13 protein-coding genes are annotated in these 13685 nt (G+C 60.4%); 11 read left to right on the forward strand and 2 right to left on the reverse strand.

The genetic code is table 11. The features are described 5' to 3' along the window. Positions 1 to 48 precede the first annotated feature (48 nt). From ABIZ35_RS05355 to ABIZ35_RS05405, 11 genes are all read left to right on the forward strand, one after another. Positions 49 to 993, forward strand: coding sequence for a M48 family metalloprotease (locus ABIZ35_RS05355; protein ID WP_348218841.1), 945 nt, complete (start codon positions 49 to 51; stop codon positions 991 to 993). A 146-nt stretch (positions 994 to 1139) separates the two neighbouring features. Next, complete coding sequence (locus ABIZ35_RS05360) at positions 1140 to 3836, forward strand: HD domain-containing protein (RefSeq protein WP_348218842.1); 2697 nt, start codon at positions 1140 to 1142, stop codon at positions 3834 to 3836. A gap of 20 nt (positions 3837 to 3856) precedes the next feature. Beyond that, positions 3857 to 4537, forward strand: a complete 681-nt coding sequence (locus tag ABIZ35_RS05365) for a sulfite oxidase-like oxidoreductase (RefSeq protein ID WP_348218843.1) — start codon at positions 3857 to 3859, stop codon at positions 4535 to 4537. A 188-nt stretch (positions 4538 to 4725) separates the two neighbouring features. Continuing rightward, positions 4726 to 6453 carry a cation:proton antiporter gene (locus ABIZ35_RS05370; protein WP_348218844.1) on the forward strand — a complete coding sequence of 576 codons (1728 nt, stop codon included), beginning with the start codon at positions 4726 to 4728 and terminating at the stop codon, positions 6451 to 6453. Next, positions 6450 to 6608 (forward strand): hypothetical protein, encoded by a 159-nt coding sequence (locus tag ABIZ35_RS05375; protein WP_348218845.1) that lies wholly within the window; start codon positions 6450 to 6452, stop codon positions 6606 to 6608. The genes ABIZ35_RS05370 and ABIZ35_RS05375 overlap by 4 nt, the downstream gene beginning before the upstream one ends. A 16-nt stretch (positions 6609 to 6624) precedes the next feature. Beyond that, a complete protein-coding gene (locus ABIZ35_RS05380; protein WP_348218846.1) occupies positions 6625 to 9189 on the forward strand; it encodes a glycoside hydrolase family 2 TIM barrel-domain containing protein in 2565 nt (854 codons plus the stop codon). Further along, complete coding sequence (locus tag ABIZ35_RS05385) at positions 9186 to 9542, forward strand: antibiotic biosynthesis monooxygenase (RefSeq protein WP_348218847.1); 357 nt, start codon at positions 9186 to 9188, stop codon at positions 9540 to 9542. Before ABIZ35_RS05380 ends, ABIZ35_RS05385 begins: the two co-directional genes overlap by 4 nt. 259 nt (positions 9543 to 9801) lie before the next feature. Further along, on the forward strand, positions 9802 to 10644 hold the full coding sequence (nadC, locus tag ABIZ35_RS05390) for a carboxylating nicotinate-nucleotide diphosphorylase (RefSeq protein ID WP_348218848.1): 843 nt from the start codon (positions 9802 to 9804) through the stop codon (positions 10642 to 10644). Continuing rightward, positions 10641 to 11369, forward strand: coding sequence for a biotin--[acetyl-CoA-carboxylase] ligase (locus tag ABIZ35_RS05395; protein WP_348218849.1), 729 nt, complete (start codon positions 10641 to 10643; stop codon positions 11367 to 11369). The genes nadC and ABIZ35_RS05395 overlap by 4 nt, the downstream gene beginning before the upstream one ends. 108 nt (positions 11370 to 11477) lie before the next feature. Beyond that, positions 11478 to 11750 carry a hypothetical protein gene (locus ABIZ35_RS05400; RefSeq protein WP_348218850.1) on the forward strand — a complete coding sequence of 91 codons (273 nt, stop codon included), beginning with the start codon at positions 11478 to 11480 and terminating at the stop codon, positions 11748 to 11750. Between the two features lie 39 nt (positions 11751 to 11789). Then, a complete protein-coding gene (locus tag ABIZ35_RS05405; RefSeq protein ID WP_348218851.1) occupies positions 11790 to 12080 on the forward strand; it encodes a hypothetical protein in 291 nt (96 codons plus the stop codon). Between the two features lie 58 nt (positions 12081 to 12138). On the opposite strand, the gene ABIZ35_RS05410 is transcribed toward ABIZ35_RS05405, so the two are convergent. Both ABIZ35_RS05410 and ABIZ35_RS05415 read right to left on the reverse strand, forming a co-directional pair. Beyond that, on the reverse strand, positions 12139 to 12624 hold the full coding sequence (locus ABIZ35_RS05410; protein WP_348218852.1) for a hypothetical protein: 486 nt from the start codon (positions 12622 to 12624) through the stop codon (positions 12139 to 12141). Between the two features lie 205 nt (positions 12625 to 12829). Then, on the reverse strand, positions 12830 to 13600 hold the full coding sequence (locus ABIZ35_RS05415; RefSeq protein ID WP_348218853.1) for a polysaccharide deacetylase family protein: 771 nt from the start codon (positions 13598 to 13600) through the stop codon (positions 12830 to 12832). Between the last annotated feature and the right edge of the window lie 85 nt (positions 13601 to 13685).

The raw sequence follows: 13685 nt of genomic DNA on the forward strand, positions 1-13685 counted from the left end.
GTAAAGGGATGCATCAGAGGGCGCGGACGCCTATCGAGGAGATACACCGTGTTAAGAGCACCCCTTAGAATGTTCGGCTTGTTTATCACGTCCTGCCTCCTATGGACGCTGATGGGATTTGTTCTCGGAGTGGTCATGGGCGCCGTGGGCGTCGGAGTCTTCCTGGGAATTGTCGTCGGTGTTGGCAACTGGTTTGTCTGCACCTGGTCTTCCGAAAAATTCGCGCTCGATCTCTATGACGCCGAACTGCTCGACAGTGAAACGGCGCCAGGAATGAACGATATGATCCGGGAACTTAGCCGGGAAATCGGCATCGAGTCTCCACTTCTTTACGCGATCCCGATCTCCGCGCCGAACGCCTTTGTCGTTCCGCGCCGCGACCGGGGGAACGTGATCGTTGTGACGAACGGTTTGACCAAATATTTGACCCGTGAAGAAGTACAGGCGGTCATCACAATGATGCTGATGCGCCTTGCGGATAAAGAAGCGCCGGTCTGGTCGGTGGCGACCGCCATCGCCGGGCTCCCGATTTACGGCGCGACGACTGGTGACTGGAAAAACTTGCTGCGAAAGAAGCTTGCGATTGACCGTAAGACTGGGCTGACGATTGTGGAGCGCGTTCTCATGGCGTTTCTAATCCTTCCCTGCAATCTGATCCTCAGGATCGGCTATGACTCGCAGTCGATAGTTCACGCCGACCGAGAGGCGGCGCGCCTGCTGGGCACGCATCGCGATTTGAGCTCGGCGCTCGCGAAGATGGAGGAGCAGCGGCCGAAAAACTGGTGGGGACGCTCCTACTTCAATGCCGCCACCGGGCCGTTGTTCGCGGTGGAGCCGCTCGCCAACCCGGAGGATGTCGAGGGACTGGCGCCGATCTGGCGCGTTTCGCAGCGTATGTTCGCTCGTGTGATTCTCTCTCCCGCCGAGCGTCGAAGTTTGCTGAGCGAGGAGCCTGCCCCGGCCTCCGTTTCCGGCGAATCCGTACATGTCTGACATCGCGGCGTTGTGTTGGCTGATCGAATGGCCTTTCGTTGACAAAGGCCATTCGATCAGCTATACTCACACCACTACTCCCTGTCTTTTCGCCCGCCGGCGGCCGCCTGGGCCGGCAGGCGCAAGGGCGGCCAGGCGGAACGCGATTGTCCAACGAACCCGAAACCCTCCCTCCCGACTCCTGCGATTTGTTCGAGCCGCAGCTTGCCGGCCTCGCCACGACCGCCGAGATCGGCGCATTCCTTAAGAAGTCCCATCAAGAGATCAATTCCCTGAGCGGCCTTTCGTCGGGCGCCGGCGCGGCGCTGCTTGCGCACAACTGCGCGCTGGTGGACGCCGTGCTGCGGCATCTGTTCGCGCTCGCTTTGGAGCACGCCGCCGCGCTGGCGCCCACCGGACCGGATGCGTCGGCGACGCCGGAGCTGACGATCGTCGCGTCCGGCGGCTACGGACGCCGCGAGCTTGCGCCATATTCCGATGTCGATGTGACATTTGTCGCCGTGCGCGAGGATGACGCCTATCTGAACGCCGTCATCAAGGACATGTTCCAATCGGTAATGGATGTCTTCCTGTACGGCGCCAACCTCAAAGTCGGATATGCTTACCGACTTCTTGGCGATCTCGGACAGCTGGACCACCAGACTCAGACCACGCTGCTCGACGCTCGCTTTTTGTGCGGCGATCCCGAGCTGTTCAAAGAGTTCCGGGCGACGTTCCGGTCTCAGCTTCTGACCGCCGACTTCATGTTCCAGAAATGGGCGGAGAGGCAGTCGGTGCTGAGCAAGTTCGGCGGCGATCAAGTCTATGTGGTGGAGCCGCAGATCAAAGAAGGCGCAGGCGGACTGCGCGATATCCAGAATGCCGAATGGGTGGGCGAGGTGCGCTTCCGTGTGAGCTGCTCGCGTGTCTGGCGGACGCTGGTGGAGCAGGGGATTGTCACGGATCGCGAAGCGGCGTCCATCCGTCAGGCGCGCGAGTTTCTCTGGAATGTGCGCAGCGTTCTGCACATGGTCGCCGGCGAAGCGCGCGACACCATGACCACGGAAAAGCAGGAAGCCATTGCGTCGCATCTGGGATATCCGGACGGACCGGAAACGCCAGCCGTCGAAACGTTCATGCGCGAATACTATACGCACGCCGCCGAGGCGCGGCGCATCGCCCGTAAGACGATCAAGCGCTGTCTCGACAGCGAGATCCCCATGGGGCTGGGCCTGGCGTCGATCCGCCGCTCTCTCTACGTGGCCGACTTTGATATCGCCGACCGTGATCTCGCGATGCCGCTGCACGCCGCCGAGCTTTCGCAGGCTTATTCTCTCACGATTTCCGATGAGTTGGAAGAGGCGATCCACCAGTTTTTGCAGCGCTATCCCACGGCGCCGGACCCCGCCTTCGCGGGACGCGTCTTCACGCGCCTATTGAGTTCCAAAGACGCTTCCCTTATTCTTTACCGTTTGGAGCAGCAGGGAGTGCTGGCGTGGCTGATGCCGGAGTTCGCTCCGCTGATGACCCTGATCCCGTACGACGCCGCCCACGATTACACCGTCGGCGCGCACTCGCTGCGCGTGGTGCGCAACCTGAACCAATTCCATCAGGAAACGGACCCGCGCTTCGCGGATTTCCGGCGCGTCGCCGGCGAGGTCGCCTTCCCCGAGGTGCTGAACCTCGCCGGACTCATCCACGACATCGGCAAGCAGTGGCCGGAGGGTGGCCACGCCGAAACGGGCGCCGACGCTGCGGTGCTCATTGCGGACCGGATCGGCTGGGATTCCGAGCGCCGTGACAAATTGGTCTTCTTAATACGTAACCATCTATTGATGGCGGAGACCAGCCGTCTGCGCGATCTGTCTTTGGAGGAAACCGTACGAGAATTTACGCGTCACGTCCCGGACATGGAATCGCTCAACATGCTTTATTTGCTCACCTGCGCGGACACGCAGGCGGTGGGCGAGGGGGTTTGGACAGAGGTCAAGGGCAAGTTCCTGACGGAGCTTTACTACCGGGCGGAAGGTGTGCTGGCGGGCGGATCGCAGGGGGAAACGCCCGCGTATGTTCCGAATCTCGTCCGTCAGCGCGATCGTATTCGCAAGCAGCTCGCGCAGCACAACCTACCGATCGACCTGATCCACGAGCATACGCGCAATCTGCCGGCCCAGTATCTTTTGAACACGCCGCTGGAGGAGATGTATCTCCATATCGCGATGATTGGCCGTCTGCGCGAAACGTTCACGCCGATCATCGACTTCCGTCACGAGTTCGGAAACGATTATACGGAGATGACGATCTGCGCCTACGACGATCCCAAGCCGGGCCTGCTGGCGAAGATCACCGGCGTACTCTACGCGCATGATATCAACGTTCACGTGGCGCAGGTCTTTACGCGTGAGGCCAGTGTGCGGATCGCGATCGACACGCTTTGGATCGATTACCGGGGCAAGCCGCTGGCGTCGGGCAAGAAGGCGGAGATCCAGGATAGCCTGCGCAAGGTCATGCTCGGCGAGATGGCGCTCGCGGAACTGCTGAAGAAGCGCAATAAGCCTGTGAAGGACCAGACGATCTATTCGGCCAAACTTGATGACACGACTTCGGATCAGTTCAGCCTCCTGGAAGTGAGCGCGCCCGATGAAAAGGGCGTTGTTTATCGTCTGGCGAATGTCGTCTCCAGCCTCGGCTGGAATATCCACGCGGCCCGCCTGTCCGTCTGGGGCAGCCGCGCCCGTGATGCGTTCTATGTGACCGGACCCGATGGCAAAAAACTTCCCGCCTCGGATGTCGAACGTCTTCTGGAAGTGCTTCCGGTGGCGACCTTTGTGAAGCGCAAACTGACGACCGCCGGAGGCGGTTAGATACTTAAGAGGAGTGAACGATGCCCAGCGATACGAACGGAGAGCAGTTCAGCGCGAAATACCTGCATGTGAAGGCGCGCGCCGTGGAGCGCGCTCGTGAGCGCGGAGAAACGGGAACCCGAGTCGCCGTCCCGCGCACCCAGCGCCTGCCTCCTGGCCAGTATCTCACCACGAAGTTCCCGGTTTTGGACCTGGGCGTTCAGCCGCCGTTCGATCCCGAGACCTATCGCCTGAAGATCGACGGGGCTGTCCGCAACCCGATCAGCCTGACATTTGACGATCTGCGCGCGCTGCCGTCTATTGAGCTCACCGCGGATTTCCACTGCGTTACCCATTGGTCCCAGTACGATCTGAACTGGACCGGCGTCCCGTTCGAAAGCATCGCCGATCTTGTCGATCCAATTCCCGAGGCGACCTATGTGATGCAGCACGCCATGGAAGGGTACAAGACGAATAACTCCCTTGCTGAACTGTCTCACCCAGACGTCATTGTCGCCTACGCCCTGAACGGCGAGCCGATTCCGCGCGAACACGGCGCTCCGGTACGGATCATCGCTCCGCACCTTTACGCCTGGAAGGGCGCGAAGTTTCTCAATCGCATTGAGTTCCTGACAAACGATCAGCGCGGGTTCTGGGAGGTCAACGGCTACCACAACCACGCCGACCCCTGGACCGAGGAGCGGTTTTCGAAGGATGAGTAGGTCCGCGGGTATAAAACCCACGTCTGGGAGCCCTTCGGGCTAACCGTCCGTGCCGGACGGACAAATAAGCTATTGTCCTTGGGTTTTCATCTTGTCGGCCCGGCACGGGGCGTTAGCGGCCCGGCCGCTCCCAGAAGTGGGTTTTATACCCGCAGTTCCTTGCCGTTTCTATCCGCCACGGAGCCCAAATGCACCAAGCCGGATTTCTTCTCAATATCGGGATCGCGCTTCTTGCGGCGCTTGCCGGCGGGCTGATCGCTCGCTGGGTGAAGCTGCCGGTGCTGATTGGCTATCTGGTCGCCGGCGTCGTCGTGGGGCCGCATACGCCTGGAATATTGGCCAGCCCCGATACGATCCACACGGTCGCCAATTTAGGCGTCGTGCTGCTGATGTTTACGGTCGGTATCCATTTTTCCCTGGACGAATTGAACGCTGTGCGCCGGACCGCGCTGGTCGGGGGCGGGGTAATTCTGCTCGGCATGGTGCTGCTGGGGCTTTTGATCGGCGCTGTCTTCCATTGGGGCGTGTATGGCGGTCTCTTTTTAGGATGCGCTCTGTTCCTGTCTTCCACCGCTGTGATGATGCGGATCATGGATGAACGTGGAGAACTGGGGACTTCCCACGGCGCCATTATGCTGGGCATCCTAGTTGTGCAGGACCTGTCGCTCGTGCTGATGGCGGCGCTGCTGCCCGCGCTCGCTGGAGTTGCGGCGCACGGAGCGGCAGCGTTAATCCCATTGGTGTGGGCCTTGCTGAAGGCGGCGCTATTCATGGGAGTGGCGATTGTTCTGGCGATCAAGGGCGTACCGGCGCTGATGGGGCGTGTGTCACGCATGGGTTCCCAGGAGCTGTTCCTGCTCACCGGAGTAGGGATCTGTCTGGTGACCGCCGTGACGGCGGAGCTTGCGGGACTAGGACTTGCGCTGGGCGCGTTTATTGCGGGCATCGTTGTCTCGGAAACGGACTATGCGCACGAGTTGTTTGCGCAGATCCGGCCGCTGCGTGATGTGTTCGCCGCCGTTTTCTTTGTCTCGGTCGGAATGCTGCTCGATCCCGTTTTTCTGCGGGAGCACTGGCCCGCCGTGCTGTGCGTCGTGCTGGCGATCGTGATCGGCAAGGCGCTCCTGTCCGCGCTTGCGGTTTACGCGACGGGGCATCACGGGCGCACGGCGATCATGGCGGGCCTGGGGCTGGCCCAGATCGGCGAATTTTCGTTTGTCCTCGCCAATATCGGCAGCGAGCGCAAGCTGATCAATCCGGAAATCACTGGTGTGATCCTTTCGGCGGCGCTGATCACGCTGCTGCTGACGCCGTTCGTTTATGGGGCCGCCGGGCCGCTGTACGTTCGGCTCAATCGTAATCCCAGGATGTCGCGCTGGCTGAACCGGCATGCCGAAAGTGAGGCGGTGGACACGGACGCCTGTTCCCTGGCCCGAGTCCTGGTGCTGGGATACGGCCGGGTCGGCCGCTATGTCTCCGACGCCCTGCGCGCCAATGAGATCCCGCACATCGTTGTCGATTACGACGGGACGGCCATCGCGCAGCTCAAGCAAAGCGGCGTGATTGCGATCTACGGCGATGCTTCCTCCGAAACGGTGCTCAAGCAGACGCAGCCCCATTGTCTGGCCCTTGCCATTGTCGCGCTTCCGGAAGCGGCGACGACGGAGATGGCAATCCATACTCTCAAACATCTGGCGCCGAAACTGCCGGTGGTCGCGCGCGTGCATCGAGGGATCGATATCCCGAGGATGCGCGAGGCGGGCGCCGACGATGTCATCCACGCTGAGTTCGAGGCGGGTACGGAAATGATCCGCCAAAGCCTGAGCCGGCTGGAGCTGAGCGACTCAACGGTTCAAGAGTATATTGACGGCGTCCGCCAGCACCGATACCGGCGTGAAGCGGAGCCTGCCGCATGAACCCCTTGCTTTACCGATTTCTGCGCCCGAAGCCACCGAATGTTCCTCCGAGCACCCCGGAGGAGCCGCATGGATGCGGTCGAGCCTTTTGGATCGGCATGCTCTTTTTTGCCCTCGTCTTTGGGTTTCTCTTCTGGTATTTCGAAGTGCGATGAGATCGGATATTGCAGCATGGTGTTTTGTAAGTCCCCCCGTTTTCTTTCTCCGCTCGTCCCAATCTTGCTGGCGGCCGCCGCTTTCACACTGACGCTCGGCGGCGCCGCGCACGCGCAAGCCGAAGCTGCGAAACGGCTTCGGACGATCGATCGAATCGAAACGCCGCTGGACGGGGTCTGGAAATTTTATCGCGGCAATCGCGCGCATGCGCAGGACACGGCCTTCGATGACGGCGCCTGGGAATCCGTTACGCTTCCACACACATGGAACGCGCGGGACGGCGAGGATGGGGGGCGGTATACGCGCGGTCACGGCTGGTATCGCACCCACTATACGGCGCCTGCCTCCGACACTGGACGGCGGCTTTTCTTGCAGTTCGACGCGGCGAGCCTGACGGCGTCGGTTTACGTCAATGTCGCTCTGGTCGGCGAACACCGTGGCGGCTTCGCGGCGTTTCGATTTGATGTGACGAAGGCGATGCGTGTCGGCTCAGACAACGTGATCGCCGTCAAAGTCGATAATTCCGACACCGGGATTATCCCACTTGCTGGCGACTTCACAGTGTTCGGTGGCTTGTATCGTAAGGCGCGCATTATCAGCACGGACCCGGTTCACCTGCGCATGGACGATTACGGCAGTGAAGGCGTCTTTTTTACCCCGTCCCATGTGACGAGCGCCTCGGCGGATCTCAAAATCCTGGCGGAAGTGCAAAATGACGCGGCTGTAAAACGGGAGATCGTTGTGACGGCGACTGTTTTCGACACTCGGGGTGAAGAGGCGGCGAAACTGACGAAGAGCGTCACCCTCGACCCCGGCGCCGCCGCGGATGTAGTTCAGGACACAGTCATCAAATCGCCTCATCTGTGGGACGGTCTTGCGGATCCGTATCTCTACCATGTGAGCGTGCAGCTCAGCGAAAGCGGCCGCTTGATCGACGCCGTGCGCCAGCCGCTTGGTTTTCGCGCCTTCACCGTCTCTCCCGACAGTGGTTTTTCCCTGAATGGCAAGTATCTGGACCTGCACGGCGTCAACAAGCATCAGGATGCGATGGACAAAGGCTGGGCCGTCGCAGACTCCGATCAGGACACCGATTTTGCGCTGGTCAAGGAGATCGGCGCCACGATGATCCGCCTGAGCCACTATCAGCATTCGCAGCATACGCTTGACCTCTGCGACCGCGCCGGTCTTGTGACCTGGGCGGAGATCCCGTTGGTCGAAACGTTTCAGAAGAGCGATACGTTCGCGGAGAATACGCGCCAGCAATTGACCGAGCTGATCAAGCAGAACTATAATCACCCATCGATCTGCTTTTGGAGCATCGCGAATGAGATCGGGGGCAAGCCCGCTCCGCTTCTCGCGTCGCTGGACAAAACGGCGCACGCTCTCGACCCAAATCGGCTCACCGTTCTCGCCACCAACCAGCGCTCCGACAACGCGATCAACTTTCAGACGGATGTGCTGGGATACAATCGCTATTACGGCTGGTACTATGGCCGCATGTGGGATCTTGCGCCCTGGGTGGAGCAGTTTCACGCGCAGCATCCGCAGACGCCCGTAGGGATTACGGAGTACGGCGCCGGCGCCAGTATCGACTTCCATAGCGACGACCCGATGCCGCTCGATCACACCGAAGAATACCAGGCGCTTTTCCATGAGACGGCGTGGGCCATCATGAATGAGCGTCCCTATCTTTGGTGCAAATTGGTCTGGAACATGTTCGACTTTGCCGTGGACGGCCGCAAGGAAGGCGACCATGCGGGTCGTAACGACAAGGGCCTCGTGACATACGACCGACGCACGCGCAAGGACGCCTTTTATTTCTACAAGGCCAGCTGGTCCAAAGAACCGTTCGTCCATATCACCGGACGCCGCTTCGACAACCGTTTTGGGTCCACGCGCAATATCAAAGTCTACTCCAACGCCGAGACCGTCAATCTTCTCGTCAACGGTGTTGATCTTGGCGCGCAAACCAGCCCAGACCATGTGTTCCAGTGGCCGTCGGCGACGATGAATGTCGGCGCGAATACCGTGACGGCAAAGGCGGTCTTCGCGGATGGTCCCGTTTCAGATACGATCACATGGCAAGTTCCAGCACGTCGCCCGGATGGCGGCTACACGATTACGGACGCCTCTTCGTACTATCGTCTCGACTCGCCTAAGATCAACCGGAAATCGGGCGCTCCGATCCGCGAATACCGTGCGAACGCAACCAACAGCCAAATCTGGAGCTTTGTGGCCGTCCCGGATGGATCCTATACCATCCAGAACGCCGACAGCGGCTTCTACCTCGCCGCCGCGCAGGTCAAGGGAGCGTGGACGCTGATCCAGCAGCGTACGACCGCCTCCGAAGCGCAGACATGGCGGATCGAGGCTTCGATCTTCGGAGACCGGATCGTCCATCAGCCGTCTGGAAGAGTTCTCAACAACGTCAATCTCTTCGACTCGGAAGGGAAAGGCCCCGCGCTCACCGAACTGGCCGAGACCAGCCGGGCGGAATGGTCCATCCAGCCGGCAATCCCGCGCGACGCCGCCGGAAACGCCGCCCCTATTCAAACACTACTATCAGGAGTACGCCCATGATCACCGTCGCCAATCGTCTTTACGTCAAGCCCGAATACGCCGACCAGTTCGAAACCGTCTTCCGCGAGCGCGCGGGCCTAGTCGACAAAATGCCCGGTTTCATCTCGAACTTGGTGCTGCGCCCAGTCAACGAAGGTCAGCCCTACGTCGTCCTGACCACCTGGGACAGCCGCCAGGATTTGATGAACTGGATCCGCTCCGAAGCCTTCACCGAAGGCCACGCCAAATCCGGCACGCTGCCCAAAGACGCTTACTTCCAGCAGAACGAATTGGAACTGAACGAGGTCATTCAAGACTCCGCGCGTCCGGAGCTTGCGCCGGAACCGCACGGCGGACCGTTTAAGATGCATTAAGCCGCGCGTAAGAACCCGGGTATAAAACCCGGGCCTTGGGAGCCTTCGGCTAGTCGTCCGTTCCGGACGAAGGAAAACTTTGTCGATTGCCGGCATTTGCGTCCGGCACGGACGCTTAGTCGCGAAGCGACTCCCAAGGCCCGGGTTTTATACCCGGGTTCCTATGCCTCTTTGCAAATGTTTTAGCGAGAGGTATAGTAACCCCATCATCCGCCGCGCCCGTTCTTATAACAGCGCGACGGTCCAAGGCAGGTTTTTCATGGACATTCCAGAGATTTTATTCGAGCCGATCGTGCGCGCGGCGCTGGCGGAGGATATTGGGGCGGGGGATATCACCACGACGGTGTGTATTCCCGCTGGGACGAAGGCGAGCGCGATGGTGCTGGCGAAAAGCCCGGGCGTGGTAGCGGGACTTGCGGTCGGAGCGCTGGTGTTTCGATTGCTGGACCCGGAGGCGCGCTGGGAGGCGCTCGTTGAGGACGGCGCGACGGTTGGGGCGGGGCGGCATGCGATTGCGCGGGTGTCGGGCGATGCGCGGGCGCTGCTGACGGCGGAGCGGGTTGCCCTTAATTTGATGCAGCGGATGAGCGGCGTGGCGACTGTCACGGCGCGGTACGTCGAGCTTGTCTCGGGGACGAAGGCGCGGATTGTGGATACGCGCAAGACGACGCCGGGGCTGCGTGTGCTGGAGAAGTACGCGGTGCGGGTCGGCGGCGGTGTCAACCACCGTCTGGGCCTCTATGACTGCGTGCTGATCAAGGACAATCATATCAAGGCGGCCGGCGGGATCAAAGCCGCGGTGACGGCGGCGCGTGCGCAGGCGCCGCATACGATGAAGATCGAAGTCGAGGCGTCCACGCTCGATCAGGTTCGTGAGGCGCTGGCGTGCGGCGCGGATATTATTCTGCTCGACAATATGGGGCTGGATCTGCTGCGCGAAAGCGTGAAGATTATTGACGGCAGGGCGATCGCTGAGGCGTCCGGCGGGCTGAACGAAACGACGGTCGCTTCCGTGGCGGCGACGGGCGTGGATGTCCTGAGCATCGGGGCGCTGACGCACTCCGCGCCGGCGATGGACATTTCCCTGGACTTCGCCGAATGACCGTGGGAGCTGAGTGGCGGCATTACGCCGAATGCGGATCAACCAGCGACCTCGCGCGCGCCTGGGCGCTGGACGGCGATGCGCCCGCGCCGGACGGCGCCGTGGTAACGGCGGAGATGCAGACGAAGGGGCGAGGGCGGCGTGGCGCGTCCTGGCAGGCTGCAGCCGGCGAGAACTTGCTGATGACAGTCGTACTGCGTCCGAATTATCCCATTTCCGGCGCATGGCGTTTGGGATATGTGGCGGCGCTCGCCGTCGCGGACGCCCTTTCGGAACTGGGATTGTCGCCGGCGCTGAAGTGGCCCAACGATGTTCTTTTGAGCGGGAACAAGACATGCGGCGTTCTGGTTGAATCCGTATCCCTGCCGAATGGAGAGTGGGCCGCGATCCTTGGAATCGGCGTCAACGTCAATCAATCGGAGTTTCCGGACGCCGAGAATTATGTTTATCCGCCGACATCGCTGCGTTTGGCTTCCGGTCGCGTTTTTGTGATGGACGAAGTGCGCGAATGCGTCTGGGAATGGCTGGAGCGCTGGGAGGACATCCATCGGAGCGCCGGCGATTTCGATCCGATCGCGGTCGGATGGAGACGATACCTGGCGGTCGGAGCAAAGGTGCGGCGGGGCGGCGAGACGGCCGAGCTTCAGGAGATCGAGACGGACGGAGGGGCGCGGGTGCGCCGCTCGGACGGAACTTTTACTGTCTGGCGCACGGTAGACGGATAAGAGGGCTCTCATGGTGTATAATAACAAATGCTGTGAGAAGCTTATCGTTTCGCTGCGGCGTCAGTTTGCGGATGCATACATGAGCATCTCGCCAAGGAAGTAAGAGATATGATAAGGTCTCGCTGGCTGAGCACCTTCACTGTGATCGGCGCGCTGCTGATCGTGCTGGGAATTGTCGGATTGGTCATGGGGGCGAAGTTCGTTTACGACCCCGGCCAGGTCTCGGACGGCAATGAGCCATGGTATTATATTCTGGTCGGCGTATTGATGATCGTCAATGGAATCTTCTCTCCCGCGCCCGAGCCGTCTGAGAAGACCGACGATGCGCCCGTGGAGTACGGCGATAAGGCCGCAAAACGCGAGACGGCGCCGCCCGCGTAAATTGTTCAAGAGTAAGTAAATAGGGGATATTGGGACCAAATGGCATCTGAATCGATTCGATGCAGCGACTGCAACGCGCCCTTCCGGGCCGTGCCGCTCTGGCTGCTGAACGCAAAAGTAAATTTTTCCTGCACGTCCTGCCCAAAGCGGGGCGGACGGTCCGCGGTCCGGTTTGAGCCGGCCATCGAGCCTGTCGTCACCGCGCGCAAAGCGGTCGATCTGGACGCCGATCCCGATTTGGAAGGGATCGATCTGGAAGAGATCGACGAAGATATCGATATGGATCTCGGCGACGATGACGCCGACGGCAAAGACGACAAAGACATCTAGTTCTGACAAAAAAAGACGGGGGAGGCATTTCGCCTCCCTCGTCTTTTTTTGCCTGTTTTTATTCGCCGCCCATTCCGGGAGCCTGATATTCCGCGTTCGTCAGCCGCCATACGGGTGTGGGAAACACCAGCAGCTTGTGTCCAGTTTCGCGCTTCCAATGCAGGGTGACGTCCTGATCGGTGAGAACGCCGCCGCCCTGGTTGCTGACGGCGCGCAGGTGGCCGCGCGAGATTGCCGTATCTCCTTCAATGGTAACGATGGGATTGTCAAACTGCACCGTCACCGGGCCGGCCTGTCCGACCACGCGCCGTAGAAAGAAGTTCAGCTGATCCGTGTTCGAGAGCATGCTGTCATGATACTCGGCGGACACTACGGACATCACCTGCGAAACACTGTGGCGCTCGGCGGCTGTGCGCAGTGTTTCGGTCTGCGCGGCGATCAGCTCATTGTCGCTTGGACCCGGCCGGGTCGCGATGATGTAGACAATCAGCAGCACGGTAAGGACGCCAGCGGCGGCGAGAAGCATTTTGGAGCGTGGTTGCAAGATGTCCTCCAAGAGACGATAACCGAAAGACCAAGATAGCCGGCGAATAAATTCGCGCCTAGAAGTGCACGATGTCGGCCTCCGCCGACTCCAGAAACGTTATCGACAACGTTCTCTGGAGTGCCCGGAGGGGCACATCGTGCACTTCTAGGCGCGATTTCAATCGCCGGCTGCTTAGCTGAGCGACATTATTCTCAAGGACATTCTACCCATTCGGGACCGTGCGGCCATCTTTACGCGTACGCAGACGCCAATCGAAGTTCAGCGGCCCGATTCCGTAGGTCAGCGAGAGAAACGGCACGTGATAAACGCTGATGCGCGGCAGACGAAGAAGATCGTCGTTTTGGCGGACGCGGCCGAAGTCCGTCGTCACCGCCATTGCGTAGCCCGCCGCCCGTGTTTCGTCAACGACTTCGTCGCTGAGGTGCCCATACGGGTAACACAGCACATCCATGGGATGCTGAAGTTGTTGTTCGAGCTGCTGCTTGCTGTTGTAGATTTCGTGGCGCAGCTGATCGGGAGCGATGCGGTTAAGGTGCGGATGCGTCGCGGTGTGCGCCTGAAAAGAAACGCCGTCCCATTCGTTCATCTCATGGATCTGAGTCCAGTCCAGGAGAGGAGTCGCCTCGTAACCCTCAGCGATTACCCAATCGTTGGTCTTGCCAATACGCTCGGAAACGAGGAAGACTGTGTAGGGAAAATTCATCTTGCGCAGAAGCGGGTGGACGTTCGTCAGCAAGTTCGCATAGCCGTCGTCGAAGGTCAGCAGAACGGGTTTTGCGGGCAAAGCGGCGTCGCCGGCCATGGCGTCTGCAAGCATGGGGAACGTGATAGGAGTATATCCGCCGCGCCTGAGCATGCGCATCTGCCCGGCGAACTCAGAACGGGTCACGTAAAAGTGTTTGTACTCAGGGGCGCGCGCGGCGTCCTCCACCGCGTGGTACATTAAGATCGGGACGGGTGGCCAGTCATTCATAGAGATCGCGCGCCGGGATAGGAAACGAGTGCGGTGTAAAGCTCGTGGAGACGGTCAACTTGCTGCTCGATGGAGAAGCATTCCC

Source organism: Capsulimonas sp., assembly GCF_039929585.1.
Lineage (GTDB): Bacteria > Armatimonadota > Armatimonadia > Armatimonadales > Capsulimonadaceae > Capsulimonas.

Coding starts and splice junctions, on each gene's coding strand:
- ABIZ35_RS05375 (WP_348218845.1), top strand. CDS start 6,450: ATGAACCCCTTGCTTTACCGATTTCTGCGCCCGAAGCCACCGAATGTT.
- ABIZ35_RS05380 (WP_348218846.1), top strand. CDS start 6,625: ATGGTGTTTTGTAAGTCCCCCCGTTTTCTTTCTCCGCTCGTCCCAATC.
- ABIZ35_RS05415 (WP_348218853.1), bottom strand. CDS start 13,600: ATGAATGACTGGCCACCCGTCCCGATCTTAATGTACCACGCGGTGGAG.
- ABIZ35_RS05405 (WP_348218851.1), top strand. CDS start 11,790: ATGGCATCTGAATCGATTCGATGCAGCGACTGCAACGCGCCCTTCCGG.
- ABIZ35_RS05365 (WP_348218843.1), top strand. CDS start 3,857: ATGCCCAGCGATACGAACGGAGAGCAGTTCAGCGCGAAATACCTGCAT.
- ABIZ35_RS05370 (WP_348218844.1), top strand. CDS start 4,726: ATGCACCAAGCCGGATTTCTTCTCAATATCGGGATCGCGCTTCTTGCG.
- nadC (WP_348218848.1), top strand. CDS start 9,802: ATGGACATTCCAGAGATTTTATTCGAGCCGATCGTGCGCGCGGCGCTG.
- ABIZ35_RS05385 (WP_348218847.1), top strand. CDS start 9,186: ATGATCACCGTCGCCAATCGTCTTTACGTCAAGCCCGAATACGCCGAC.
- ABIZ35_RS05400 (WP_348218850.1), top strand. CDS start 11,478: ATGATAAGGTCTCGCTGGCTGAGCACCTTCACTGTGATCGGCGCGCTG.
- ABIZ35_RS05395 (WP_348218849.1), top strand. CDS start 10,641: ATGACCGTGGGAGCTGAGTGGCGGCATTACGCCGAATGCGGATCAACC.